The sequence below is a fragment of the Williamsia sp. SKLECPSW1 genome (assembly GCF_054332755.1).
The window spans coordinates 3059633-3085653 of the sequence record NZ_JBTGLI010000001.1 but is presented as its reverse complement, the minus strand read 5'-3'; the positions used below and the strand labels follow the sequence as shown (position 1 = coordinate 3085653).

Below are 26021 nucleotides of genomic sequence, written 5' to 3'. Positions count from 1 at the left end.
GTGAAGCGAAGCGTCGTCACCACCTCCGCGGCGTGCGCCGCGATCGCCGCCGTCGCGCTGACGGCAGGTTGCACGGCGAAATCGTCGACGTCCGACGGTGCCATCGCCGTCACGTCGACCGACTCGTCGTGTGACCTCTCACGAGCGCAGGCGTCCACGGGCACCGTCGATTTCGCGGTCACGAACAACGGTGACAAGGTCACCGAGTTCTACGTGTACGGCAACAACAACCGCGTCCTCGGCGAGGTCGAGAACATCGGGCCCGGCCTCACGGGCAAGCTCACCGTCGAGATCGTCGACCCGGGCACCTACCAGACCGCCTGCAAGCCCGGGATGGTCGGCGACGGGATCCGCAAGCAGCTCACCGTGTCCGGGGAGAAGAAGGAGAAGTCGCAGGTCCCCGCCAGTGTGCAGCAGGCCAAGGCGACGTACCTGACCTACGTGCGGGGGCAGCTCGACGGTCTGGCCGCACAGACGAAGTCGTTCACCGACGAGATCATCGCCGGCAACCTCGACGCGGCGCGTGCGCAGTTCGGTCTCACCCGCACGTTCTACGAGCGCATCGAGCCGGTCGCCGAGTCGTTCCCGGATCTCGACCCCGCGATCGACATGCGTTGGGACGACACCGCCGACGGTGCCGATCCGTTCACCGGGTTCCACCGCCTCGAGCGGTTCCTGTGGCCCCCGCAGCAGGCCGACGTCGGCGAGCAGCCCGGTGACGTCGCCCCCGCCGACCTGGCGAACGCGAAGGCCACCGACACCAAGCAGAACATCGACGGCATCGCGCGTCAGCTGAACACCGACGTCGGACGTCTGCAGACCGAGGTGGACAAGCCCGACTTCACGTTCGAGACGCAGTCGTTCGTGAAGGGCCCCCAGGCCCTCGTCGACGAGGTCGCCGCGACGAAGGTCGGCGGCGAGGAGGATCGCTACTCCCACACCGACCTCTACGACTTCGCCGCGAACATCGACGGGTCGGAGACCCTGATCGCCGACATGCAGCCGATCATCTCCGCGAAGAACCCGGCGCTGATGGACAAGATCACGCAGCAGTTCGCCGCGATCCGCGCCGACATCAACGCATTCCGCTCCGGTGACGGCTACGCCTCCTACGACACCGTCCCCGAGGACAAGCGCAAGGCACTCTCCGACCAGATCGACGCGTTGTCGCAGTCGCTGAGCCAGGTGCCGGGGTTGGTCCTGCAACAGTGAGCGGCGGGTTCTCACGCCGGGCACTGCTCGGCGGTGCGGGTGCCGGGGTCGTCGCGGCCGCCGCGGCGGGTGTCGCGGTGGGCCGCAGCACGGTCGACGACACCTCGTCGACACCGGGCGTCGTCCCGTTCCGGGGTGCACGACAGGCCGGCATCACCACCGCCGCCCAGGACCGGTTGCACTTCGCCTCGTTCGACGTCATCACCGACTCACGTGCCGACCTGATCGACATGCTGAAGCGGTGGACCGCCGCGGCCGAGCGGATGACGCGGGGCCAGGAGACCGTCGAGGGCGGCGCCGTCGACCACGGCGAGTACATGCCGCCCGCGGACACCGGCGAGGCCCTGGGTCTCGCCGCGTCGTCGCTCACGCTCACCGTCGGTTTCGGTCCGGGGCTGTTCGGTCCGAGCGCCTCCGACCCCGAACGGCCCGACCGTTTCGGCATCGGCGAGCGACGACCGGCCGCGCTGGTCGACCTGCCGACGTTCGCCAAGGACGCGATCGAACCGTCGCGCAGCTACGGCGACATCTGTGTGCAGGCCTGCGCGGACGACCCGCAGGTCGCGGTCCACGCGATCCGCAACCTCGCCCGGATGGGATTCGGGGTGGTCAGCGTGCGGTGGTCGCAGCTGGGCTTCGGACGGACGTCGAGCACGACATCGTCGCAGCAGACCCCGCGGAACATGTTCGGGTTCAAGGACGGGACCGCGAACATCCGTGCGGACCAGACCGACGTGCTGGACCGATGGGTGTGGGTCGACCCGGCCGACGTCCCCGGCGCCGCGTCGTGGATGGCCGGGGGGTCCTACCTCGTCGCCCGGCGGATCCGGATGGACATCGAACCGTGGGATCGCGCCAACCTCGCCGAGCAGGAGGCCATCGTCGGCCGCACGAAGGGTGTCGGTGCGCCGCTCGGGATGTCGCAGGAGAACGACACGCCGGACTTCTCGATCGCGACCGGGGACGGTCCCGTCATCCCCCGCGACGCCCACGTCCGCCTCGCCCACCCCGACAACCTCGGCGGCGTCCAGATCCTGCGGCGCGGGTACAACTTCACCGACGGTTCCGACGGGTTCGGTCACCTCGACGCCGGCCTCTTCTTCATCGCCTACTGCCGCGACCCCGGCGCCCAGTTCGTCCCCATGCAGCGGGCGCTGGCGTCGAAGGACGCGATGATGGAGTACCTCACCCACAACGGCAGCGCCCTCTTCGCCTGCCCGCCCGGCCTCGGCTCCGGCGAGTGGTGGGGGCAACGACTCTTCGAGTCCTGATCCCATCGGGTGCAGATGTTCCCGCCGAGCGGGAAGAATTGCATCGGATCCGACGTCGGTAGCGTGGACGTGTGGATCTCGATCGGTGGCGCAGTCGACTGCCGGTGCGCCGTCCGTCGGACGGGGAGATCGTCGGATGGACGGTCAGCGACCGCGACGACGACCTCGTCGACGCGGTGAACCCCGTCGGACAACCGGTCGCACACGGCGTCGAGTTCGACCAGGCGCACGACGTCCTGGTGGCGCGGGGCCTCGCGTCACTCAGCGACCGGTGCTGGGCGTTGATGCCGACACCGATCACCCGCGGGACCGACCTCGAACGGCCGCAACCGGACTGGCGGTGGCGACGTGTGGTGCTCACCCAGCTCGACGACACCCAGGTGTGGGTGCGACCGGCCTACCCGTCGTGGCAGGAACGCTTCACCGAGATCCCGCTGTGGCTGCCCGCCGACGACATCCTCCGCCACGACCCGCCCGACACCGACGAGTGATCAGCCCAGCGCGCGGCGCCAGTCGTCGGCGTCGGGGGCGGTGACGCCGGCAGATCGCAACGCCGACTCGGCGGTGCGGACCTGTTCCATGAAGGCGACGACGCGGGTGCGGTGGCGGTCCTCGACGCTGGACTCACCGTCGGCGGCCAGGTCGGCGGCGAGATGCACGGTCAACAGCGACTCCGGGACCAGGCCACGGGGGAATCCCGCCGAGTCGAGGCGTTCGATCACCTTCTGCGTCAACGCGAGAGCGGGTTGCGCGGTGGGGACCCCGTCGAGCACCGAGTCACGATGCTTCTCCGCTGCCTTGTTCTCCTCCCACTGCGCGATCTGCGTCGCGAGGTCGGTCTCACCGGCGAGCACACCCGACGAGCGCAGGGAGATCTTGTCGGTGAAGGCGCGGGCGACGTCGTCGATGTCGAAGGGGTCGTCGTCGCGGTCGGCGCCGATACGCGCGTGGAACAGCACCTGCAGCAACAGGTCCGACAACTCCTCGACGAGATCGTCACGGGTGCCGGCCTCGATGGCGTCGAGCAGCTCGTAGGTCTCCTCGAGCAGGTATCGCCGCAGCGAGTCGTGGGTCTGCGCGCCCTCCCAGGGTCCGACGCGGCGCAAGCGGTCCATCAGGGCGACGGCGTCGAGCAGCGCCTCCCCCGACCGGGGCCGCGGGGTGGTCACGAGGCCTCGGTGACGACGGGACCGCGCATGTCCCGGGAGCCGGGGTCGTTGCCGCTGACGACCGACAGCACATCGGCGACGAACTGGATCAACTCGACGTCGCGCACACGGGCACTGCCGAGACCGGAGGTGCGCGGGACAGGGACCGTCAGCACCTGCGTCGTCGCGCGGTAGGTCGACCCCTGGAACACGCGCTTCACCCGGATCTGCTGACTGTCCTGCAGGTCGAGCGGGGCGATCTTCACCCCGGTCCCCGCCATGCCGACCTCGGTGACACCGCGTTCGCGGGCCAGGATCCGCAGCTTCGCCACCGACACCAGTCGCGAGACCTCCTCGGGCAGCGGGCCGTAACGGTCGAGCATCTCGTCGACGACGGCACGCACGTCGTCGTCGGAGGTCGCTGCGGCGAGCTTGCGGTACGCCTCCAGTCGGAGCCGGTCGGAGTCGACGTAGTCGGCGGGGATGTGCGCGTCGACCGGGAGGTCGATGCGGACCTCCTTCGACTCCTCGCTCGCGATCGGCTGGCCGTCGGCGGCGGCGCGATAGGCCTCGACGGCCTCACCGACGAGCCGCACGTAGAGGTCGAAACCGACGCCCGCGACGTGACCCGACTGCTCCGCCCCGAGGACGTTGCCCGCGCCGCGCAGCTCCAGATCCTTCAGCGCCACCGCCATCCCCGCACCGAGCTCGTTGTTCTGGGCGATCGTCGACAGCCGGTCGTAGGCGGTCTCGGTGAGCGGCTTCTCGCCGCTGTACAGCAGATAGGCGTACCCGCGCTCGCGACTGCGTCCGACCCGGCCCCGCAGCTGGTGCAGCTGCGACAGGCCCAGCGCCTCGGCCCGGTCGACGATGAGGGTGTTGGCGTTGGAGATGTCCAGGCCGGTCTCGATGATGGTGGTGCACACCAGCACGTCGTACTCGCGGTTCCAGAACCCGGCGACGGTGCGTTCCAGCTGATCCTCGTTCATCTGGCCGTGCGCGACGACGACCCGCGCCTCGGGGACCATGTCCTGCACCTGCTTCGCGGTGCGGTCGATGGAGCTGACGCGGTTGTGGACGTAGAACACCTGCCCGTCGCGCAGCAGCTCCCGACGGATCGCCGCGGCGACCTGCTTCGGCTGGTACGCACCGACATACGTCAGCACGGGGTGACGTTCCTCGGGCGGGGTGAGGATCGTCGACATCTCCCGGATGCCCGCCATGGACATCTCGAGCGTGCGCGGGATCGGTGTCGCCGACATGGTGAGGACGTCGACGTGGGTCCGCAGCGACTTGATGTGTTCCTTGTGCTCGACGCCGAACCGCTGCTCCTCGTCGACGATCACGAGTCCGAGGTCCTTCCACCGCACGGCGGTCTGCAGCAACCGATGGGTGCCGACGACGATGTCGACGCCGCCCTCGGCCATCGCGTCGATGATCTCGCGGGACTCCGTGGCGTCGGTGAACCGCGACAGGCCGCGGATCCGCACCGGGAACCCCGACATCCGCTCGGTGAACGTCTGCAGATGCTGTTGCGCGAGAATGGTCGTCGGCACCAGGACCGCGACCTGCTTGCCGTCCTGCACGGCCTTGAACGCGGCGCGGACGGCGATCTCGGTCTTGCCGTACCCGACGTCACCGACGATGACGCGGTCCATCGGGACGGCCTTCTCCATGTCCGACTTCACCTCGCCGATGACCGTCATCTGGTCGACGGTCTCGGTGAACCCGAACGCGTCCTCCATCTCGGCCTGCCAGGGCGTGTCCGGCGCGAAGGCGTGGCCCGGGGCGGCGTGGCGGGCCGCGTACAGCGCGACGAGCTCGCCGGCGATCTCACGAACCGCCTTGCGAGCCTTGCGCTTCGTGTTCTGCCAGTCCGAGCCACCCAGCTTAGACAGCGACGGCTGCTCACCCCCGACGTACCGGGACAGCTGGTCGAGCGAGTCCATCGGCACGAACAGTCGGTCACCGGGGTGTCCGCGCTTCGATGCGGCGTACTCCAGGACGAGATACTCACGACGGGCGCCGCCGATCGTCCGTTCGATCATCTCGACGAACTTGCCGATGCCGTGCTGGTCGTGCACGACGAGATCACCGGCGGACAGAGCCAACGGGTCGACGGTGTTGCGGCGCTTGGCGGGCATGCGTTTGCCGTCGCCCGCCGCGGCCACCCGGGTGCCGGTGAGGTCGGCCTCGGACACCACGACGAGTCCCGCTCCCGGACAGACGATCCCGTGCCGCAGCGGACCGCACATCACCGAGACGACGCCCTCGTCGGGCACAGCGCCCTCGTCGACGACTGCGGCGGGCACCTCCGCCTCGCCCAGGCGTTCGCGGTAGCGCTGGGCGGTCCCCTTGCCCTGCACCACGATCGCGGCGCGCCCACCGGTGCTGACGTGCGCGCGCAGCGACGCGAAGGTCGTCGCGACCTCGTCCTCACTGCCGCGGGGCGCCGGGCCGGGCGAGACGTCGACGGTGACGGTCGTCTCGTCCGCCTCGGGTCCGGTCGCCAACGGTGTGACCGTCCACCACGGACGCTGCGCGGCGAGAGCGATGTCGCGCACCTCGTCGAGCGACCGGTAGGCACTGGCCTGCAGGTCGACACCGCCGAGCGACGATCCGGCCGACGACGAGTCGAGCGGGGCGTCGCCGCCGGCCGCTGCGGCGGTCCACGACGCCTCCAGGAACTCCAGCCCCGTCGCGGAGAGGTCGGCGGCGCGCGTGCGCACCTTCTCCGGGTCGAGCACGACGATGTGGGTGCCGTCGGGCATCACCTCGGCGAGCAGCCGCATGCGGGCGTCGACCAGGGCCGGGATGAGCGCCTCCATCCCCTCCACGGGGATCCCCTCGGCGACCTTGGCGAACATCTCCGCCGTCGCACGGTCGTCGGATGCGGCGTCGGCGAGTGCGGCGGCCCGCGCCCGGACCTGCTCGCCGAGGAGCAGCTCGCGGCACGGGTGCACATGGACCAGGGAGGCGTCGACCTCGGGTTGGCTGCGCTGGTCCGCCACGGCGAACGCACGCTGCTCGGTGATCTCGTCGCCCCAGAACTCCACACGGACCGGGTGGTCGGCGGTCGAGGGGAAGACGTCGAGGATGCCGCCGCGTACCGCGAACTCGCCGCGCTTGCCGACCATGTCGACGCGGGTGTAGGCCAGCTCGACGAGGCGGGCGAGCAGGTCGTCGAAGTCGAACTCGGCGCCCTCCCGCAACACGATCGGCTCGATCGTCCCGGCGTCCGGGGCCATCGGTTGGATCAGCGATCGCACCGTCGTCACCACCACGCGCACGGGTGACCCGTATCCGGCGTCGTCCGGGTGCGACAGGCGGTACAGCACCTGCAGACGGCGGCCGACGGTGTCCGCGCTCGGCGAGAGCCGTTCGTGCGGCAGCGTCTCCCAGGACGGGAAGTCGACGACACCGTCGCCGAGCATGGCCTGCAGCTCGGCCGTCAGGTCCTCTGCCTCACGCCCGTTCGCGGACACGACGAGGATCGGCGCACGCCGGTCGTCGGCGGCCGCGGCGGCGAGCAGGAAGGGGCGCGCCGCGTCGGGCGCGACGATGTCGAGCTGCGGTCGGCCGAGGCGATCGCGGATCTGCGCGATGGCGGGGTCGGTGCAGGCGATCTCGGTGAGACCGGCGAGCGGTGAGCCCACGGCCAGAGTGGATGGCACTCTGTCCATCCTAGTGAAAACACCTCGTCGTCCCGACACCGGCGGTGCGACCATGACCCCATGACGATCTCGGACCCCACCGACCACACCGTCACCTCGACCGAGCAGCTCGAGGCCATCGTCGGCCTGCCGAACCAGCGCGCCGCCACGAAGGTCCGACCGCGGCTCGCCGACGTCCACCGCGAGTGGATCGCCGCCTCGCCGTTCGTCGTGCTGTCGACCGTCGACTCCGACGGCCGGGTCGACGCCTCACCGAAGGGTGATCCCGTGGGGTTCGTCCACGTCCTCGACGACCGCACGATCGCGATCCCCGAGCGGCCCGGCAACCGCCGGGTCGACGGGTACCGCAACATCCTCGACAACCCGCACGCGGGGACGCTGTTCCTCGTCCCGGGTCGCGGCGACACGCTGCGGGTGAACGGCCGGGCACGGATCGTCGCCGACGCCCCGTACTTCGACGCGATGCGGGTGCAGGGCAGACGTCCGATCCTGGCCGTGGAGATCGACGTCGAGGAGGTGTTCTTCCACTGCGCCAAGGCCTTCATGCGTGCCCACCTGTGGGAGCCCGACACCTGGGAACCCGGCGCCCTGCCGAGCCCGGCGGAGATCGCGCACGCGATCAGCGGCGACGACCTCGACGAGCTCCGCGAGCGCTACAGCGACGACAACTACCGTCGCCTCCTGTACTGAACCGGGCCGGCCGTCGGGGATATCGTTCGCCCCATGACCTCCACCTGGACCGCGGCGCAGATGCCCCGCCTCGACGGCCGCACCATCGTCGTCACCGGGGGCACCCGGGGAATCGGACTCGCGACCGCACAGGCGGCGGCCGCGGCCGGCGCGCACGTCGTGGTGACGGGCCGATCGGCGGATGCGGCGACGGCGGTGGCGACCAGGATCGCCGCCGACACCTCCGGCCCGGTCGCCGGGCGGGAACTCGACCTCACCGATCGTGACTCGATCCTGCGTTTCGCCGACACCATCGACGACATCGACGTGGTGCTGCACAACGCGGGCATCATCCCGGCGACGCCGGAGTACACCGCCGACGGTTTCGAGTCGGGGATGGCGACCAACCTGCTCGGGCCGTTCCTGCTCACCAACACGCTGCTGCCGCGCATCCGCGACCGCGTCGTCGTCGTGACGTCGATCACGCACCGGTTGGGAGTGGTCGACCCGACCGATCTGCACTACCAACGCCGTCGGTGGTCGCAGAAGCGTGCCTACGCCGACTCCAAACTCGCCAACGCGCAGTGGGCACTGGAACTCGACCGTCGGCTACGGGCGACGGGATCACCGGTGTCGGCGATCCTGGTCCACCCGGGTGTCGCGGCCACCGAGATCACCAGCCTCACCCCGCTGCAGGCGGTGAACGACGGGGTCATCTGGGCCGCCGGCCGCATCGCCAACACCCCCGAACGCGCCGCCGACTGCGAACTCTACGCCGCGGTGATGCCGGTGCCGCCCGGGTCGTTCGTCGGGCCGAGCAGGCGCGGGATCCGGGGCGCTCCTGCGCTCGTCGGACGGTCGCAGGCCGCGTCGGATCTGCGCGCGGCAGGCCTGCTCTGGGAGGCCGCAGCCGCGCAGACGGGCTCGGACCTCCCGATCGCGACCGAGGTGTCGTGATGACCGTCGACATCCGCCCCGCGGTGCCCGACGACCTCGAGCAGGTGGCGGCGATCTACACGCACTACGTCGAGCAGACGGTCATCACGTTCGATCACACCTCACCGAGCGTGCAGGAGTGGCGCTCCCGGCACGCCGCCATCACCGGACGTGGCCGGCCGTTCCTCGTCGCGGTCGACTCGGACGCACCCGCCGGTGCCGACGTGATCGGTTACGCCTACCTCGGCGACTTCCGGACCAAGACCGCCTACGACTGGACCACCGAGGACAGCATCTATCTGCGACCCGACGCGACCGGTCGGGGTCTGGGGTCGGCGATGTTGCAGGCCCTGCTCACCGACCTCGACACGGAGTCGGTCCGGCGGGTGGTCGCGGTGATCTCGGTGATCGAGTCCGATGCCTCGATCCGACTGCACGAGCGGTTCGGTTTCGAGCGGACCGGCACCCTGCGCCGGATCGGCTGGAAATTCGACCGCTGGATCGACTGTGCCGTACTGCAATACGAGGTCCCCGGCACCTGAGCGCTGTGCGGTCGATCAGCCCTCGCCCATGTGGGGGTCGATCTCCAGGTGGGTCAGGCCGTTCCAGCACAGGTTGACCAGGTGTGCCGCGACGACCTCCTTCGAGGGTTCGCGGACGTCGAGCCACCACTGCGCCGTCACCGACACCATCCCGACGAGTGCCTGCGCGTACAGCGGGGCCAGCGAGGCGTCGAAGCCTCGCCGCTCGAAGTCCTCGGCGAGGAGATGTTCGACCTGACTGATCGCGTCGTTGAGAAGGCTGGAGTACTTGGCGTCGCCGCCGGTCGCCGGTGACCCGTGGACGAGGATCCGGAATCCGTCGGTCCGCTCCTCCATGTACGTGAGCAGGGCCAGGGCGACCTGCTCTACGCGGAACCGCGAGCGGTTGTTCGTCAACGACGACGTGACGCGCTCGAGCAGGGTCTCCATCTCTCGGTCGATGATGACGGCGTAGAGCGCCTCCTTGCCGCCGAAGTGCTCGTAGACGACCGGCTTCGACACGGCCGCTCGCTGCGCGATCTCCTCGACCGAGGTGCCCTCGTATCCACGCTCGGCGAAGAGGCCGCGGGCGACCTCGATCAACTGCAGTCGGCGCTGGGCACCGGTCATCCGGGCTCGCGGCGCGGCGCGGACCTCGCGCTCGGCGTCGGCGGGTCGGTCGACGGCCATCGTCTCCTCCAGGTTAGGGCCGGACGAGAACGTGTTCCACGCCCCGGGTCCGGCCCACTACGGTGACTCCATGCTCAGTGTGCAGGAGATCTCCGACCGACTCGAACTGCAGCAGCTGCTCACCGACTATGCGACCGCCGTCGATCGGCGACGTTTCGACGACCTGCACGAGATTTTCACCGCGGCCGCCCACATCGACTACTCCGCCGTCGGCGGGGCTGTCGGGACACCCGCGGAGATCGTCCCGTGGCTGCGCGAGAACCTGGCGTTGTTCTCCGCCTACTACCACCTGAACGCGAACATCGACCTGCACATCGACGGCGACGAGGCCACCGGGACCGTCATGTGTTTCAACCCGATGGTGTTCGCCGGTGAGGACGCCGGAGTCCTCACCGTCGGCGTCTGGTACCACGACACCTACCGCCGCATCGACGGCCGCTGGCGCATCACGAGCCGCGTCGAGGAGAAGTGCTTCATGCACTGATCGACCTCGCTCGGAGGCCTGAGTAGTGCTCCCCCACCAGGACTCGAACCTGGAATGCCTGAACCAAAATCAGAAGTGTTGCCGATTACACCATGGGGGAACGGCGCGCCGGACGTGCCGATGGAGATTGTGGCACGTCCGACGCGTCGACGGTGGTGTCAGTCCTTGGGCCCACCCGCGACGTAGACGACCTGGCCGGAGACGAACCCGGCGCCCTCGCTGATGAAGAACGACGCGGTGTGCGCGATGTCCTCGGGCTGGCCGACGCGCTGCACCGGGATCTCCTTGGCGTTGAACGCCTTGAAGTCCTCGAACGGCACACCGAGACGCTCGGCGGTCTTGGCCGTCATCTCCGTCTCGATGAACCCGGGCGCGATCGCGTTGGCGGTGACACCGAACTTCCCGAGCTCGAACGCGAGCGTCTTGGTGAAGCCCTGCATGCCGGCCTTGGCCGCGGAGTAGTTGACCTGGCCGCGGTTGCCGAGCGCCGAGGTGCTCGACAGATTCACCACGCGACCCCACTTGGCCTCGACCATGTGCTTCTGCACCGCGCGGGTCATCAGGAACGCACCGCGCAGGTGGACGCCGAGCACCGCGTCCCAGTCCTCGACGGTCATCTTGAACAGCAGGTTGTCGCGCGTGATGCCGGCGTTGTTCACCAGCACCGTCGGGGCACCCAGCTCGGAGGCGACCTTCTCGACGGCCGCCTCCACCGACGCCTCGTCGGCCACGTCGGCACCGACGGCGATCGCCGAGCCGCCCGCCGAGGTGATCGCCTCCACCGTGCCCGAGCACGCGTCGGCGTCGAGATCCAACACCCCGACGGCCAGACCGTCCGACGCCAGACGCTTCGCGACCGCCGCCCCGATACCTCGTGCCGCACCCGTCACAATTGCCGTTCTGCGCTCGCTCACCGGTACCTTCTCTCCTCGACTGATCTGGTGGCCGCCCTGGCCTCACCTAGTTCTATCAGTGCGTAACATCGCCCCCGCGCGCCCGGCCCGAGGGGCGCATGACAGGAGTTCGATGTCAGTGACGACACCCGGGGACCGCAGCGACGACGCCGTCCCGGACGGCGGTTCGGTCGCGGTCCTCGTCCTCGCCGCGGGGGCGGGGACGCGCATGCGGTCGTCCATCCCGAAAGTCCTCCACCGCATCGGCGGGCGCACGTTGCTCGCCCATGCTCTGCACGCGGCCGCCGGGGTCGACCCCGACCACCTCGTCGCCGTCGTCGGCCACGACCGTGAACGCGTCGCCGCGGCCTGCGACGACCTCGCCGACGACCTCGGGCGCCCGGTCACCACGGCGGTTCAGGAGGTCCCGAACGGCACCGGAGGTGCGGTCGCGGCGGGGATGACCGCACTCCCCGACGACATGGACGGCACCGTGCTCGTCACCGCCGGCGACGTCCCGCTCCTGACGGCCGCGGCGCTCGCCGCCCTGCGCGACGAACACCGCGCGGCCGGCGCACACGTCACGGTGATGACATCCACTGCCGCCGACCCGACCGGTTATGGCCGCGTGCTGCGCACCCAGGACGGACAGGTCACGCAGATCGTCGAGGAGTCCGACGCCAGCCCGGAGCAGAAGCGGATCACCGAGGTGAACTCGGGCGTCTACGCGTTCGACGCGCGGGTACTGGCGGAGGCGTTGACCGAGCTGGGCACGCACAACGCCCAGGGCGAGCTGTACCTGACCGACGTGGTCGCGCTCGCCCGAACCAAGGGCCGCACGGTGCGCGCCGCCCATCTGGCGGACGCCGCGCTGGTCGCCGGGTGCAACGACCGGCTGCAACTGTCCGAGCTCGGCGCCGAACTGAACCGACGCATCCTGGCGGACCTCATGCGCTCCGGGGTGACCGTCGTCGACCCGGCCACCACCTGGGTCGACATCGACGTCCGTGTCGAGGTCGACGCCACCCTGCTGCCGGGGACCCAGCTGCACGGACGCACCGTCGTCGGCGAACACGCGGTCGTCGGGCCCGACACCACGCTCACCGACGTCACCGTCGGCGAGGGCGCGCAGGTCATCCGTACCCACGGCAGTGAGGCCGTGATCGGTGACAACGCGCAGGTCGGCCCGTTCGCCTATCTCCGCCCGGGCACCGTCCTGGGCGCCGACGGAAAGATCGGCACGTTCGTCGAGACCAAGAACTCGACGATCGGCGCCGGCACGAAGGTGCCGCACCTCACCTACGTCGGGGACGCGACGATCGGCGACCACTCGAACATCGGGGCGTCCAGCGTCTTCGTCAACTACGACGGGGTCACCAAGAACCGCACCGTGATCGGCTCGCACTGCCGCACGGGGTCGGACACGATGTTCATCGCGCCGCTGACCGTGGGTGATGGTGCCTACACCGGTGCCGGTACGGTGCTCAGGCGAGACGTGCCCCCGGGTGCACTCGCCGTCTCGTCAGGGGAACAACGGATCATCGAGGGCTGGGTCGAGGACCGGCGACCCGGCACCGCCGCCGCACAGGCGGCGCGACGCGCGCGGGACGCGGGCACACAGGACGAACAGGAAGCGGACGAGCAGTGAGCTGGACAACCGACAACCAGAAGAACCTGATGCTGTTCTCCGGTCGCGCCCACCCCGAACTCGCGGAGGCCGTCGCGAAGGAGCTCGGCATCCAGGTGACGCCGCAGACCGCGCGTGACTTCGCCAACGGCGAGATCTTCGTGCGCTTCGAGGACTCGGTCCGCGGATCGGACGCCTTCGTGCTCCAGAGCTGCCCCGCGCCGCTGAACAAGTGGCTGATGGAGCAGCTCATCATGATCGACGCGCTCAAGCGCGGGTCGGCCAAGCGCATCACCGCGATCCTGCCCTTCTACCCCTACGCCCGTCAGGACAAGAAGCACCGTGGGCGCGAACCGATCTCGGCTCGCCTCGTCGCCGACCTGCTGAAGACCGCCGGCGCCGACCGCATCATCACCGTCGACCTGCACACCGACCAGATCCAGGGCTTCTTCGACGGCCCCGTCGACCACATGCACGCGCAGGGCCAGCTGGCCGAGTACGTACGCGAGCACTACGGCACCGACAACGTCACCGTCGTCTCCCCCGACTCGGGCCGCGTGCGCGTCGCCGAGAAGTGGGCCGACGCCCTCAACGGCGCACCGCTCGCGTTCATCCACAAGACGCGAGATCCCTTGGTGCCCAATCAGGTCAAGTCGAACCGCGTGGTCGGCGAGGTCGACGGTCGTATCTGTGTGCTCATCGACGACATGATCGACACCGGCGGCACCATCGCCGGCGCGGTCCGCGTCCTCAAGGACGCCGGAGCCGGCGACGTCATCATCGCCACCACCCACGGCGTCTTCTCCGACCCGGCGGCCGAGCGCCTCGCCACCTGCGGCGCGAAGGAGGTCATCGCGACGGACACCCTGCCGATCACACCGGACAAGCAGTTCGAGAACCTCACGGTGCTCTCGATCGCGCCGCTGCTCGCGCAGACCATCCATCAGGTCTTCGAGAACGGTTCGGTCACAAGCCTGTTCGACGGCGTGGCCTGAGGTCCCCTCGTGTCGGCACCGGCAGCGCGGATCTACCACAACCCGCAGTGCTCGACGTCGCGCAAGACGCTGCAGCGGCTGCGTGACGCCGGCATCGAGCCGGAGGTGGTGCAGTACCTGAAGACTCCGCCTACACGAGATCAGTTGGCGCGCATGATCTCCGACGCCGGATTGACCCCGTCCCAAGCTGTCCGTCGCCGCGAGGCGCTGTTCTCCGAACTGTCACTGGCCGACGCCGGCGACGACGCACTCCTGGACGCCATGGCCGACAATCCCCGGCTCATCGAACGGCCGTTCGTCGTGACCGACAAGGGGACCCGGCTGGCGCGACCCGTCGAGACCGTCGACGAGATCCTCTAGCCCCCGGGACCGTCAGACGCGCGGGAGGTGTGGACGAACACCCGGTGCGACGATGCCCGCCACCCCTCGCGCGACCGCCGAGGCCATCACGCCGGCGTCGACGCTGTCCTCCCAGGCCGCGATCTTCCCGTCGCGGATCCGCGCCATCCCCCGCACCGCGAACTGCAGATGGACCGGACCGACGCGCAGGTGATCCGTCCTCAGGGTGCGCACGACGTCGACGGCACCCGCCCGGGGCTGCGACGAGACGTCGTCGGGCGGATCCGCCGTCACGTCGTGGATCGCGACGTCGAACCGGCCGACCCCGCCCGCGAACCGTTGCAGGACCTGCGACACCTGCTCACGACCACGCCCGATCCGCACGCCGGCGAACCGGTAGCGGACCTCCGGGGCGAGCAGATGGCGGGCGATCTCGGCGTCCCCCACGGCCAACGACTCCAGGAACCGGATCGCCACGTCCTCCGCCGACCACAACAGGCAGTGCTGCATCGACGTCATCGCGATCACCTCCCTCGACGGCCGTACGGGTGTCCCCGTGGGACGTCCATGGTCCGCGCGCAGCGCGACACCGGCGCCAACTCGACGTGTCCACCCGGCGAACAGTCCCTGAGGACAGCCTGGGAAACGCACTGGTCGAGAGGCCGCGGGGTCCGGAGGCGATGTGACACGGGACGCGGCGCTGCAGTACCCTTGCCGACGTTGTCACGGCGAGGGTGGGCCGGTTCCCACCGTCATCGGCGCGGCTGCACCGGGTCCGTCCCCGACCTCTCCGGTGTCCGCTGCCGTGTCCGTGCGGACCAGCCACCACCGGATCGAGGAGAACCATGGCGAACGACACCCCCCAGCTCACCGTCGGACTGCGTGACGAGCGCGGCAAGGGCGCAGCACGCCGTGCGCGCCGCGAGGGCAAGGTCCCCGCGGTGCTCTACGGCCACGGCTCCGATCCCCGCCACCTCGCGCTCCCGCAGCTCGAGTTCGCCGCGATCCTGCGCGCCAACGGCACCAACGCCGTCATCGAGCTCGACATCGAGGGCACCACGCAGCTCGCCCTGACCAAGCAGGTCGACGTGCACCCGGTCCGCAACTTCATCCAGCACGCCGACCTCCTCGTCATCACCCGTGGCGAGAAGGTCGTCGTCGAGGTCACCGTCTCCGTCGAGGGCGAGGCCGCCCCGGGCACCCTCGTCACCCAGGAGCTCAACTACATCGAGGTCGAGGCCGACGTCATGTCGATCCCCGACGGCTTCGTCGTGTCGGTCGAGGACGCCGAGGTCGGCCTCCAGGTCACCGCCGCCGACCTGGACCTGCCGACCGGTGTCACCCTGCAGACCGACCCGGAGACCCTCATCGTCGCCGTCAACGCCGCGCCGACCAGCCAGGACCTCGAGGCCGAGCTCGATCAGGACCTGCTGCCCGACGAGTCGGACGAGGCCGGCGAGTCCGCCGAGGGCGACGCCGACGCCGCCGACGAGAAGTCCGACGACGAGTAGGTGCGACTGATCGTCGGCGCGGGCAATCCCGGCCCCCGCTACGCCGCCACGCGCCACAACATCGGCGCGATGGTGGCCGATGCGCTGGTCGCCCGCGCCGGCGAGCGGTACCGGGTCCACAAGAAGTCCGGCGCCGAGGTGGCGTCGCTGCGCATCGGCGACGAGCCGGTGGTCGTCGCGCGGCCCCGCGTGTTCATGAACGAGCTGGGCCGCCAGGTCGGGCCCCTCGCCTCCTTCCACAAGGTCGCACCGGCCGATGTCGTCGTGCTGCACGACGAGCTCGACATCGACTTCGGCCTGGTGCGGCTCAAGCGCGGTGGCGGCGAGGGCGGACACAACGGGCTCCGGTCCATCAGCTCGTCGCTGGGCACCCGCGACTACCTGCGGGTGCGGTTGGGGATCGGTCGGCCGCCGGGCCGTATGGACCCGGCCGACTTCGTCCTCAAACCGTTCCCCGCGGCCGATCGCGCCGAGGTGGAGTTGCTGGTGACCAACGGCGTCGACGCCGTCGACCTGGTCCTCACCCGCGATCTCGAGGACGCGCAGAACACGGTGCATGCGTGGTGAGTCACAACACGACCACACCGCCGCGCACCGGAGCACCGCACGTGTGACAACCGCCGGCCCGGCGACGACACACAGGCGACAATGACCCCGCTGGTACGGGGACACCGACATCGATCACCGCGCCAGCGGGGAGAGTGAGTGGGGGAACATGGCCACCATCAAGAGCAACACCGGCCGCCAGAACGTCGCGATGCTGGGAATCGGCGCGTACCGCCCGAGCCGAGTGGTCACCAACGACGAGATCTGTCAGACGCTCGACTCGACGGACGAGTGGATCTACGAGCGGACCGGCATCCGCAGTCGTCGCTGGATCTCCGGTGACGAGTCGGCGCGGTCGATGGCCGTGGCCGCTGCGGAACGGGCGATCACCAACTCCGGTGTGCCGCGCGAGAAGATCGGCGCCGTCCTGCTGTCGACCCTGAGCTGGAAGACGAAGATCCCGCACGGTGCACCGCAGATCGCCTACGACCTCGGGATCAACGGAGTCCCCGCCGTCGATCTCGCGTCGGGCTGCAGCGGGTTCGGCTACGGCCTGGGTCTCGCCGCCGACATGGTGCGCTCCGGCTCCACCGAGTACGTCCTGCTGATCTGCGTCGAGACCCTCTCGATCGTCCTGGATCCGACCGACCGCAACACCGCCTTCATCTTCGGCGACGGGGCCGGTGCCGTCGTCGTCGGACCGAGCGAGGAGAACGGCATCTCCCCGACCGTGTGGGGCAGCGACGGCGAGAACGGCGAGGCCATCGGCCAGAGCTACGACATCATCGAGTACATGGACCGGGCGCAGGAGATGCAGTCGCTCGACCCCGCCGAGGCGCCGCTGGACCGGATGGTCGTCACCATGCAGGGCTCCCGCGTCTTCCGCTGGGCGGCCATCGCCCTGCCCAAGGCCCTGTCGAGCACGCTCGAGGAGTCCGGCATCACCGCCGACGACATCGAGGTCTTCGTCCCGCACCAGGCCAACGCCCGCATCAACGAGCTGATGAAGAAGAACCTCGGGTTGCGCGACGACATCCCGATGGCCAACGACATCGAGCAGACCGGCAACACCTCCGCGGCGTCGATCCCGCTGGCGATGGAGGAGATGCTGGCGACCGGCAAGGCGAAGGGCGGCCAGACCGCACTGCTGCTCGGGTTCGGTTCCGGCCTGAGCTACGCCGGGCAGGTCGTCACCCTCCCGCCGGCACCCGTCGAGACCAGCCTGTAGGACACTGCTACCCGGCCGGGGTGAGCTGCCGGTTCGGTGACGGGGTTAACACCCGGGGGTTCAGCTGCGACAGTGTTACGGGGCGACGAAAGGACCACGGAGATGACCGCGATCGCGGAGACCACGGGGATCAACACCATCGGCATGCTCGGGATCGGTGCGTACCGGCCCGAACGGGTGGTCACCAACGAGGAGATCTGCGAGCAGATCGACTCCTCGGACGAGTGGATCTACACCCGCACCGGCATCAAGACCCGACGCTTCGCGCGCCGGGACGAGGACGTCACGCAGATGGCCGTGGCGGCCGGTCGTACCGCGATCGCCAACGCCCTGCTGCAGGGGTCCGACATCGACGCGGTCATCCTCGCCACCAACACCCACCTGCTGCTGACGCCGGCCGGTGCGACGAAGGTCGCCACCGAGCTCGGGGCGAACGGTGTACCGGCCTTCGACGTGACCGTCGGGTGCGCGGGCTTCGGCTACGGCATGGCGCTCGCGTCGGACATGGTCCGCGGCGGCAGCGCACAGCACGTGCTGGTCATCGGCGCCGAGCAGCTGTCGGTGACCCTCGACATGACCGACCGCGGCAACTGCTTCATCTTCGGTGACGGTGCCGGCGCGGTCGTCGTCGGTCCGACCGACGACCAGCAGCTCGGCCCTGTCGTGTGGGGATCCGACGGCTCGCAGTACAACGCGATCCGGCAGGACTTCGACTGGGTGACCTTCCTCGACGGCGACCGCAAGCAGCGTCCGTTCCTGCGGATGGAGGGCACCTCGGTCTTCCGGTGGGCCGCGTTCGAGATGGGCAAGGCCGCGCAGCGCGCGCTCGAGGCCGCCAAGGTCGGTTCCGAGGACCTCGACGTCTTCATCCCGCACCAGGCCAACGCCCGCATCAACGAGCTGCTCGCGAAGAACCTGCACCTCAAGGAGGGCACGGTCGTCGCCGACGACATCGAGTTCACCGGCAACACCTCCGCCGCGTCCATCCCCCTCGCGATGGAGAACCTGCTCTCGACCGGTCGCGCGAAGCCCGGCCAGACGGCTCTCCTCCTCGGCTACGGCGCCGGCCTCAGCTACGCCTCCCAGGTCGTCAAACTCCCCCCGGTCCCCTTCGAGTGATCGCCCATCCGTAGCAGTTCGTGTCGTCTGCCGACACGAACTGCTACGGATCTGGCCGTCTGGAACCGGATCGACATCCTCGGCGTCCAATGTCACGTGGAGCTGAGAGAGGTCCTGGCCGCGAACGACGGAGTCATCACCCTCGCCCAAGCCGCTTCCTCGGGTCTCGACAGATCGGCGGTCCGTCGACGCGTCCGCAGCGGCGAGTGGCGTCACGTCGGTCGTGGTGTGTACTTCGCCTCGGACCGCCGCATGGGCGACCGGGCCCGGATCCGAGTCGGCCGGGCCGACGCGGGCGAGCGCGCCGTCGTGCACGGCGCCTCCGCGGCATGGTGGTTCCGGATGCTCGATCGCGCGCCGACTCAGGTCACCGTGTGCGTTCCGAGGGGCCATCACGGGGGCCGGCGCACCGTCGCGTCCGTTGTCAGCCGTGACCTCGATCCGGCCGACGTCGTCACCGTCGACGGTCTCACAATCGTGTCGCGGCCCTTGGCCGCCCTCGAAGCATCTGTCACCCACGGCGCCGAGGTACTCGACAGAGCGCTCCTGCGGCGCATGGTGACGCTCGAAGAGGTCGTCGCCGTGCACGGGCGCTACCCCTCTCGGCGGGGTGCCGGCCGAGCCACTGCGATCATCGATGCCTGTCTCTCCGGCGCCCGCTCGGAGGCCGAGAGGATTGCGCACCGATTGTTGGAGGAGGCAGGCATCTCCGGCTGGACGGCCAACGCCCCGGCAGTCGGATACGCAGGCGACATACTGTTCGACGACGCGCGACTCGTCGTGGAGATCGACGGTTTCGCGTTCCATTCCGGCGCCGAGGCGTTCCAGCGTGATCGGACCCGCCAGAACGCCCTGGTTGCCGCAGGGTGGACCGTTCTGCGCTTCACGTGGGCAGACCTCACCGAGCGACCCGACCACGTGATCGCCGTGCTCCGCCACGCTCTCCGACGTGCTGCGTAGCAGTTCGTGTCGCCTGACGACACGAACTGCTACGGATCGGGACGGAACGGGCGTCGAGTAAAGTGTCACGGTGAGTTCTGAAGCCATCGCACGTGAGGTGGCACGTCGTCGCACCTTCGCGATCATCTCCCACCCGGACGCCGGCAAGTCGACGATGACCGAGGCGTTGGCGTTGCACGCGAAGGTGATCGGTGAGGCCGGCGCGATCCACGGCAAGGCGGGTCGCAAGTCGACCGTCTCCGACTGGATGGAGATGGAGAAGGCCCGCGGCATCTCCGTCAGCTCCACCGCGCTGCAGTTCACCTACGGCGACGCCGTCATCAACCTCGTCGACACCCCCGGCCACGCCGACTTCTCCGAGGACACCTACCGTGTGCTGACCGCGGTCGACGCGGCGGTGATGCTCATCGACGCCGCGAAGGGGCTGGAGCCGCAGACGCTCAAACTGTTCCAGGTCTGCCGCCACCGCGGGATCCCCGTCATCACGGTGATCAACAAGTGGGACCGGCCCGGTCGCACACCCCTCGAGCTGATCGACGAGATCGCCGAGCGCATCGGGCTGACCCCGACGCCGCTGTACTTCCCCGTCGGCATCGCCGGCGACTTCCGGGGCCTGCTCGACCGACGCGACGGCGGCTACGTGCGGTTCACCCGCACCGCGGGCGGCGCGACCATCGCCCCCGAGGAACTGATGTCCGCCGACGACGCCGCCGCGCGCGAGAGCGACGAGTGGACCGCGGCCGTCGAGGAGTCCGACCTGCTCTCGGAGATGGGACAGGACCACGACCAGGAGCTGTTCCTGGCCGGCGAGACCTCGCCGATGATCTTCGCCTCGGCGATGCTGAACTTCGGTGTGCGCCAACTGCTCGACGCCCTCGTCGAGCTCGCTCCCCCGCCCGCCGGGCGTGAGTCCGTCGACGACGTCGTCCGCGAGGTGACCGATCCGTTCTCGGCAGTCGTGTTCAAGGTGCAGGCCGGGATGGACGCGTCGCACCGGGACCGGTTGGCGTTCATGCGCATCGTCTCCGGTGAGTTCGAGCGCGGGATGGTCGTCACCCACGCACAGACCGGCAAACCGTTCGCGACGAAGTACGCGCAGGCGGTCTTCGGCCGCGACCGTTCGACCGTCGACACCGCATTCCCCGGCGACGTCGTCGGCCTCGTGAACGCCATGACACTGGCCCCCGGCGACACCCTCTACTCCGATCCGGCGGTGCAGTACCCGCCGATCCCGTCGTTCGCGCCCGAGCACTTCGCGGTGCTGCGCGCCGACAGCGCGGGCAAGTACAAGCAGTTCCGCAAGGGCATGGACCAGCTCGACTCCGAGGGGGTCGTGCAGGTGCTGCGCAACGACCTCCGCGGCGACGCGTCACCGGTCCTCGCGGCCGTCGGGCCGATGCAGTTCGAGGTCGTCACCGCCCGGATGAAGGCCGAGTTCGGTGTCGACACCTCGGTGGAGTTCCTCGGGTTCTCCCTCGCACGCCGCACCGACGACGACAGTGCCGGCGAACTCGACCGTCAACGCGGCGTCGAGGTGTTCACCCGCAGCGACGGCGTCCGACTCGCCCTGGTCAGCGACAAGTGGCGGCTGCAGTACATCGAGAAGGAACACCCGGATCTGACGCTGGACCCGCTCGTTGCGACGGCGGACTGACACCCGCCTGACGCCGTTCGCGCTGATGGCGTCGTGCGCGGTGCTCGCGACGGCCTGTGCGTCCACCCCACAGGACGCCGGACCCCGTGTGTCCGAGGCCAGTTCGACGACGGCCCCCACGCCGACGGTCGGCCGGGTCGACGACCGGCGTTGCGACACCCCGCCGTCTCGGGGGACGGTGACGCGGCCCCAGGGTCCGTTGCGCCTCACCGACGGTGAGGTCGTCGTGTCGGTGCGCCGGCTGCCCGCCGCCCAGGCCCCCGATCGCACCCCGGGTGAGTCGGGGCCTTCCGACGACGTCGTCTGCCTCCGCTACCCGCACCGGGGCCCGCCCGATCCGGTGTTGCCGGTGGACAGTGTGGTGCTGACCTTCCGCGACAGCGGGTCCGACGGTGTCGTCGTCGAGATGCCGCTGACCGACCTGGTCGCGCGTCCGCGCCTCACGGCACAGGTCGGGGTCGTCGTCGACGGCCGCCACTACCAGGCGTCGACGTGCTCGCTCGAGACGACCGATCTCAGCGAGACACGCGCTGCGGGCGTCTTCACCTGTCCCAGTGCGGTTCTCGACGAGACCAACCCGTTCGCACCGAGCGACGACATCGCTCCGAGCGACCGATCCCCGGAGCCCTCCCCGGATCCGGGCATCGCGCCGCCGCCGACAGCGGTCCCGACCCCGGTACCGAGCGCGACGCTCACCGGGTGGTACCGACTACAGGGCTGACCCGCCCACCCCGGTGACGATCCGGACGATCTCGTCGGCGTCGACCTCGTCGAGCGTCGGCGGACGGAACGCGGGGTTCCTGTCCTTGTCGACGAGGACAGCGCGCACACCCTCGGCGAAATCGGGGGTGGCGCAGATCCGTTCTGCCGCATGTAGTTCGCGATCGAAGCACTCGGCGAGCGTGGAGCGCCCACCCGCCTCGATCATGGCCGCGGTGACCAGCAGGCTGGTCGGCGACGCCGACTCGAGAGCGGCCACCATCGACTGCGCCCACTCGTCCCCGACAGCACCGTGCAGTCCACCGACGATCCCGGCGACCGAGGTGTCGTCGAAGTACTTCGCGATGGTGGTGAGCGACAACTCGCCGCGCGGCGGCGCAGCCACGTCGGCGAACACCTCGGGCAGCGGTGTGCCGCTGCGGATCCGATCCGCGACGGCGCCGAACCCGTCGGCGGGGACGAAGTGTGTCGCCATCCCGACCGCCACGGCGTCGGCACCGTGGATGCGGGAGCCGGTGAGCCCCAGCCACATCCCGACGCCGGCGGGCAGTCGCGGGAGGAAGTAGGTGGCGCCCACGTCGGGGAAGAAGCCGATCGCCGTCTCCGGCATCGCCATCATGGTCGAGTCGGTGACGACGCGCACCTCGCCGTGGACGCTGATGCCCAGACCGCCGCCCATGGCGGCGCCGGCGATCATCGACACGTAGGGCTTGGGATACTCCGCGACCAGCAGGTCCAGCTCGTACTCCGACCCGAAATACCGTGTGATCGCCGCGGAGTCGCCTGCGAGGGCGTTGTCGCGGATGGCACGGATGTCGCCGCCTGCGCAGAACGCGCGCTCCGACGACGACGTCACCAGCACGGTCTCGATCGCGTCGTCGTCGGCCCACCGACGGAGGATGTCGGTCATGTCGTCGATCATCGACTGATCGAGTGCGTTGAGGGCCTTGGGACGGTCGAGGACGATCTCGCCGACACCGTTGCCGACGTGGGTGGTGATGAACGACATGGCCGTCACCCTACTCAGCCCCACTCCTCGGCCAGTTCCAACCACTGCGCCTCCGCCGATTCCTTCTCTGCGACGACACCGGACAGTTCGGCGTCGAGGGCGATGACCTTGTCGGCGTCGGTCGCGGCCTCGGCGAGCCGGGCGTGCAGATCCCGTTCCCGGTCGTCGAGTCTGGCGATCTGCCGTTCGAGCCGCTTCATCGTCTTCTGCGCCTCACGTTCGGCGGCGGCGTCCCCGGCGCGCCCGGCTCCCGTGCCCGTCGAACCGGCGCGGCTGGCCGTCGACTCCCCCGTCGACTCGACGGCGTGCATCGCCGCCCGTCGGTGCAGGTACTGCTCGATGCCACCGGGCAGGTTGGTGAGGCCGCCGTCGCCGAACAGCGCCCAGGTGCTGTCGCAGATCCGCTCGATGAGGTAGCGGTCGTGACTGATCACGACCATCGTCCCGGCCCAGCCGTCGAGGATGTCCTCGAGTTGCTGCAACGTGTCGATGTCGAGGTCGTTGGTCGGCTCGTCGAGCAGGAGCACGTTCGGCTGCCCCATGAGCACACGCGTCAGCTGCAGTCGACGCCGCTCGCCGCCCGAGAGGTCACCGACCGGCGTCCGCTGCCGCGCGGGTGAGAACCCGAGACGCTCGGCGAGCTGCCCCGCCGAGATCTCCTTCTCCGCCGACGTGCCGGCCCCGATGACGATGCGCGTGGCGATCTCCTCGACCGCCTCCAGCACACGGATGTCGGTGGGCAGGTCGTCGAGCTCCTGTCGCAGCCACCCGATCGAGACGGTCGCACCCTCGATGCGGCGGCCGGGGGCGACGGAGCTCTCCCCACCGAGCGCACGCAGCAGCGTCGTCTTGCCCGAGCCGTTGATCCCGACGAGGCCGATGCGCTCACCGGGCGCGAGACGCCAGGTGAGCCCGTCGACGAGGACCTGTCCGTCCGGTGTCGTCAGTCGGGCGTCCTCGAGTTCGACGACGACCCGGCCGAGCCGACGCTTGGCGAACGACGACAACGCCACCGAGTCCCGCGGTGGCGGGACGTCGGCGATGAGCTTCTCCGCCGCCTCGACGCGGTATCGCGGCTTGGACGTCCGGGCGGGCGGCCCGCGCCGCAGCCAGGCCAGCTCCTTGCGGGCGAGGTTGCGGCGGCGTTCCTCGGCGGCGTCGGCCAGTCGCGCGCGTTCGGCGCGGGCGAAGATCCAGTCGTTGTACCCGCCCTCGTACTCGGCGACGGACCCGTGCGCGACCTCCCACGTCCGGGTCGCGACGGTGTCGAGGAACCACCGGTCGTGGGTGACGACGACGAGCGAGCCACGACGGTTCACCACGTGGTCGGCGAGCCACTGCACGCCCTCGACGTCGAGGTGGTTGGTCGGCTCGTCGAGGATGAGCAGGTCGAGGTCCTGTACCAGTGCCGCCGCGAGCGCCACACGTCGGCGCTGCCCGCCGGAGAGCGACGTCACCGGACGGTCCAGCGGCGACGATCCGCCCTCGGGCGGGCTGAGCCGGTCGATCCCGATCCCCGCGAGGACCGATCGGATCCGGGCGTCCGACGCCCACTCGTGCGTCGCGACGCCGAGCGGGCCGAGGACGATGTCGCCGACGGTGGATCCCGGCGGCAACTCGCCGCGCTGGGTGACCACCGCCATCCGCAGGCCGCCCTGCCGCGACACCCGCCCCGAGTCGGGTTCGGTGATGCCGGCGAGGATCTCCAGCAGGGTCGTCTTGCCGCCGCCGTTCAGGCCGACTACCCCGATGCGCTGGTTCTCCTGCACCCCGAGGCTCACCGACTCCAGCAGCGGGGTGATGCCGAAGCTCTTGCTGATCTTCTCGGCGTTGACCAGGTTGCTCATCGGGCGACTCCTGTCGGCTCGTCGTCGACGACGCGGGCACCGCCGACCGGGCCCGACGCCGTACGGACGGCGCGGGTGACGCCTGCCCCGGAGAGTTCCGCTGCGACACGCACGGCGTGGTCGGCGTCGGCGCAGAGGAACACGCACGTCGGCCCCGACCCGGACACGATCCCGGCGAGCGCGCCGGCCTCCACGCCGGCGCGCAATGTCCGCCGCAACGCGGGCATCATGCTCAGCGCCGCGGGCTGCAGATCGTTGACGAGGGCCTCGGCGAGACGATGCGGATCCCCGGCGGCGAGAGCGGTGAGCACGTCGTCGGGCGCGCCGGCACGCCGCAGCGGCTCCGATCGCTCCGCCGCGCGCAGGTCGTCGAGTTCGCGGTAGACCGCGGGCGTGCTCAGTTCGCCGGCGGCGACGGCGATCACCCAGTGGAACGCCCCGCGGGAGAGCACGCGAGTGAGGCTCTCCCCACGCCCGGTGCCCAGCGCGGTACCGCCCTGCACGGAGAACGGGACGTCGCTGCCGAGCCCGGCCGCGAGGGAGGCGAGGTCGTCGCGGTCGAGGTCGAGGCGCCACAGACGGCTCAGCCCGACGAGGACGGCGGCGGCGTCGGCGCTCCCGCCGGCCATCCCGCCGGCGACGGGGATCCCCTTGGTGATGTCGACGGCGACCTCGCCGTGCGCGTCGTCGCCGACGTGCTCGCGCACGGCGTCGACGGCCTTCCAGGCGAGGTTGTCGACGTCGAGCGGCACCGACTCGAGAGCGCGGTCGGCGACGCCGCCGGGACCGGTGACGGTGATGGTGCGGGTGTCGGCCGGGCTCAACCGCACCTGATCGGTCAGCGAGACGGCCTGGAAGACGGTGAGGAGTTCGTGGTAGCCGTCGGGGCGCAGGTCACCGACACCGAGGTGCAGGTTGATCTTCGCGGGCGCCCGGACGACGACGGGCGAGGGGACGACGGACAGCAC

The 26021-nt window shown here is 70.0% G+C and carries 25 protein-coding genes and 1 tRNA gene; 17 read left to right on the top strand and 9 right to left on the bottom strand.

Annotation, left to right across the window (positions count from 1 at the left end; translation table 11 throughout):
- The 3 genes from efeO to ACXVUM_RS14490 all read left to right on the top strand — a co-directional run bounded on the left by efeO (window position 1) and on the right by ACXVUM_RS14490 (window position 2974).
- Window positions 1-1212 (top strand): iron uptake system protein EfeO, encoded by a 1212-nt coding sequence (efeO, locus tag ACXVUM_RS14500; protein WP_458522478.1) that lies wholly within the window; start codon window positions 1-3, stop codon window positions 1210-1212.
- Complete coding sequence (gene efeB / locus ACXVUM_RS14495) at window positions 1209-2483, top strand: iron uptake transporter deferrochelatase/peroxidase subunit (RefSeq protein WP_458522477.1); 1275 nt, start codon at window positions 1209-1211, stop codon at window positions 2481-2483. The genes efeO and efeB overlap by 4 nt, the downstream gene beginning before the upstream one ends.
- A 71-nt stretch (window positions 2484-2554) precedes the next feature.
- A complete protein-coding gene (locus ACXVUM_RS14490) occupies window positions 2555-2974 on the top strand; it encodes a hypothetical protein (protein ID WP_458522476.1) in 420 nt (139 codons plus the stop codon).
- On the opposite strand, the gene ACXVUM_RS14485 is transcribed toward ACXVUM_RS14490, so the two are convergent.
- Window positions 2975-3652 (bottom strand): MazG family protein, encoded by a 678-nt coding sequence (locus ACXVUM_RS14485; protein WP_458522475.1) that lies wholly within the window; start codon window positions 3650-3652, stop codon window positions 2975-2977.
- Entirely contained in the window at window positions 3649-7305 is a 3657-nt protein-coding gene (gene mfd, locus ACXVUM_RS14480; RefSeq protein ID WP_458522474.1) for a transcription-repair coupling factor, read from the bottom strand. The genes ACXVUM_RS14485 and mfd overlap by 4 nt, the downstream gene beginning before the upstream one ends.
- 60 nt (window positions 7306-7365) lie before the next feature.
- On the opposite strand from mfd, the gene ACXVUM_RS14475 reads away from it, so the two are divergent.
- Genes ACXVUM_RS14475 through ACXVUM_RS14465 form a run of 3 tightly spaced genes read left to right on the top strand, consistent with a single transcriptional unit; the run spans window position 7366 to window position 9452 of the window.
- Window positions 7366-7995 (top strand): pyridoxamine 5'-phosphate oxidase family protein, encoded by a 630-nt coding sequence (locus ACXVUM_RS14475; protein WP_458522473.1) that lies wholly within the window; start codon window positions 7366-7368, stop codon window positions 7993-7995.
- Between the two features lie 33 nt (window positions 7996-8028).
- The gene (locus ACXVUM_RS14470; RefSeq protein ID WP_458522472.1) at window positions 8029-8931 is read left to right on the top strand and encodes an SDR family NAD(P)-dependent oxidoreductase; all 903 of its coding nucleotides are present in this window, start codon (window positions 8029-8031) and stop codon (window positions 8929-8931) included.
- A complete protein-coding gene (locus ACXVUM_RS14465; protein ID WP_458522471.1) occupies window positions 8931-9452 on the top strand; it encodes an N-acetyltransferase family protein in 522 nt (173 codons plus the stop codon). Before ACXVUM_RS14470 ends, ACXVUM_RS14465 begins: the two co-directional genes overlap by 1 nt.
- A gap of 15 nt (window positions 9453-9467) precedes the next feature.
- Here the strand turns inward: ACXVUM_RS14465 and ACXVUM_RS14460 are convergent, their stop codons facing one another.
- Window positions 9468-10121, bottom strand: coding sequence for a TetR/AcrR family transcriptional regulator (locus ACXVUM_RS14460; RefSeq protein ID WP_458522470.1), 654 nt, complete (start codon window positions 10119-10121; stop codon window positions 9468-9470).
- Window positions 10122-10191: 70 nt separating this feature from the next.
- Here ACXVUM_RS14460 and ACXVUM_RS14455 point away from each other — a divergent pair, with 70 nt between their 5' ends.
- On the top strand, window positions 10192-10605 hold the full coding sequence (locus tag ACXVUM_RS14455; RefSeq protein ID WP_458522469.1) for a nuclear transport factor 2 family protein: 414 nt from the start codon (window positions 10192-10194) through the stop codon (window positions 10603-10605).
- 28 nt (window positions 10606-10633) lie between these two features.
- On the opposite strand, the gene ACXVUM_RS14450 is transcribed toward ACXVUM_RS14455, so the two are convergent.
- Window positions 10634-10705 (bottom strand) — tRNA-Gln (locus ACXVUM_RS14450).
- Between the two features lie 58 nt (window positions 10706-10763).
- The gene (gene fabG / locus ACXVUM_RS14445) at window positions 10764-11519 is read right to left on the bottom strand and encodes a 3-oxoacyl-ACP reductase FabG (protein WP_458522468.1); all 756 of its coding nucleotides are present in this window, start codon (window positions 11517-11519) and stop codon (window positions 10764-10766) included.
- 112 nt (window positions 11520-11631) lie between these two features.
- Here fabG and glmU point away from each other — a divergent pair, with 112 nt between their 5' ends.
- From glmU to arsC, 3 genes are read left to right on the top strand one after another with little or no spacing between them, the layout of a single operon-like run.
- Window positions 11632-13146 carry a bifunctional UDP-N-acetylglucosamine diphosphorylase/glucosamine-1-phosphate N-acetyltransferase GlmU gene (glmU, locus tag ACXVUM_RS14440; RefSeq protein ID WP_458522467.1) on the top strand — a complete coding sequence of 505 codons (1515 nt, stop codon included), beginning with the start codon at window positions 11632-11634 and terminating at the stop codon, window positions 13144-13146.
- Window positions 13143-14120, top strand: coding sequence for a ribose-phosphate diphosphokinase (locus ACXVUM_RS14435; protein WP_458522466.1), 978 nt, complete (start codon window positions 13143-13145; stop codon window positions 14118-14120). Before glmU ends, ACXVUM_RS14435 begins: the two co-directional genes overlap by 4 nt.
- A 9-nt stretch (window positions 14121-14129) precedes the next feature.
- Window positions 14130-14480: an arsenate reductase (glutaredoxin) gene (arsC, locus tag ACXVUM_RS14430; RefSeq protein ID WP_458522465.1), complete on the top strand. Its 351-nt coding sequence runs from the start codon at window positions 14130-14132 to the stop codon at window positions 14478-14480.
- A gap of 12 nt (window positions 14481-14492) precedes the next feature.
- Here arsC and ACXVUM_RS14425 read toward each other — a convergent pair whose 3' ends face one another.
- A complete protein-coding gene (locus tag ACXVUM_RS14425) occupies window positions 14493-14978 on the bottom strand; it encodes a limonene-1,2-epoxide hydrolase family protein (RefSeq protein ID WP_458522464.1) in 486 nt (161 codons plus the stop codon).
- Window positions 14979-15304: 326 nt separating this feature from the next.
- Here ACXVUM_RS14425 and ACXVUM_RS14420 point away from each other — a divergent pair, with 326 nt between their 5' ends.
- The 7 genes from ACXVUM_RS14420 (at window position 15305) to ACXVUM_RS14390 (ending at window position 22198) form a co-directional block, all read left to right on the top strand.
- Complete coding sequence (locus ACXVUM_RS14420; protein ID WP_458522463.1) at window positions 15305-15970, top strand: 50S ribosomal protein L25/general stress protein Ctc; 666 nt, start codon at window positions 15305-15307, stop codon at window positions 15968-15970.
- A complete protein-coding gene (pth, locus tag ACXVUM_RS14415; protein ID WP_458522462.1) occupies window positions 15971-16537 on the top strand; it encodes an aminoacyl-tRNA hydrolase in 567 nt (188 codons plus the stop codon).
- A 148-nt stretch (window positions 16538-16685) separates the two neighbouring features.
- Complete coding sequence (locus ACXVUM_RS14410) at window positions 16686-17744, top strand: beta-ketoacyl-ACP synthase III (RefSeq protein ID WP_458522461.1); 1059 nt, start codon at window positions 16686-16688, stop codon at window positions 17742-17744.
- 102 nt (window positions 17745-17846) lie between these two features.
- Complete coding sequence (locus ACXVUM_RS14405) at window positions 17847-18863, top strand: beta-ketoacyl-ACP synthase III (RefSeq protein ID WP_458522460.1); 1017 nt, start codon at window positions 17847-17849, stop codon at window positions 18861-18863.
- A 96-nt stretch (window positions 18864-18959) separates the two neighbouring features.
- Window positions 18960-19823, top strand: coding sequence for a type IV toxin-antitoxin system AbiEi family antitoxin domain-containing protein (locus tag ACXVUM_RS14400; RefSeq protein ID WP_458522459.1), 864 nt, complete (start codon window positions 18960-18962; stop codon window positions 19821-19823).
- 70 nt (window positions 19824-19893) lie between these two features.
- Window positions 19894-21477 (top strand): peptide chain release factor 3, encoded by a 1584-nt coding sequence (locus ACXVUM_RS14395; RefSeq protein WP_458522458.1) that lies wholly within the window; start codon window positions 19894-19896, stop codon window positions 21475-21477.
- On the top strand, window positions 21461-22198 hold the full coding sequence (locus tag ACXVUM_RS14390; RefSeq protein ID WP_458522457.1) for a hypothetical protein: 738 nt from the start codon (window positions 21461-21463) through the stop codon (window positions 22196-22198). Before ACXVUM_RS14395 ends, ACXVUM_RS14390 begins: the two co-directional genes overlap by 17 nt.
- On the opposite strand, the gene ACXVUM_RS14385 is transcribed toward ACXVUM_RS14390, so the two are convergent.
- From ACXVUM_RS14385 to ACXVUM_RS14375, 3 genes are read right to left on the bottom strand one after another with little or no spacing between them, the layout of a single operon-like run.
- Window positions 22187-23206 (bottom strand): enoyl-CoA hydratase/isomerase family protein, encoded by a 1020-nt coding sequence (locus tag ACXVUM_RS14385; RefSeq protein ID WP_458522456.1) that lies wholly within the window; start codon window positions 23204-23206, stop codon window positions 22187-22189. The two genes, ACXVUM_RS14390 and ACXVUM_RS14385, sit on opposite strands and share 12 nt — an antisense overlap.
- A 14-nt stretch (window positions 23207-23220) precedes the next feature.
- On the bottom strand, window positions 23221-25053 hold the full coding sequence (locus tag ACXVUM_RS14380; protein WP_458522455.1) for an ABC-F family ATP-binding cassette domain-containing protein: 1833 nt from the start codon (window positions 25051-25053) through the stop codon (window positions 23221-23223).
- Window positions 25050-26021 carry a 4-(cytidine 5'-diphospho)-2-C-methyl-D-erythritol kinase gene (locus ACXVUM_RS14375; RefSeq protein WP_458522454.1) on the bottom strand — a complete coding sequence of 324 codons (972 nt, stop codon included), beginning with the start codon at window positions 26019-26021 and terminating at the stop codon, window positions 25050-25052. Before ACXVUM_RS14375 ends, ACXVUM_RS14380 begins: the two co-directional genes overlap by 4 nt.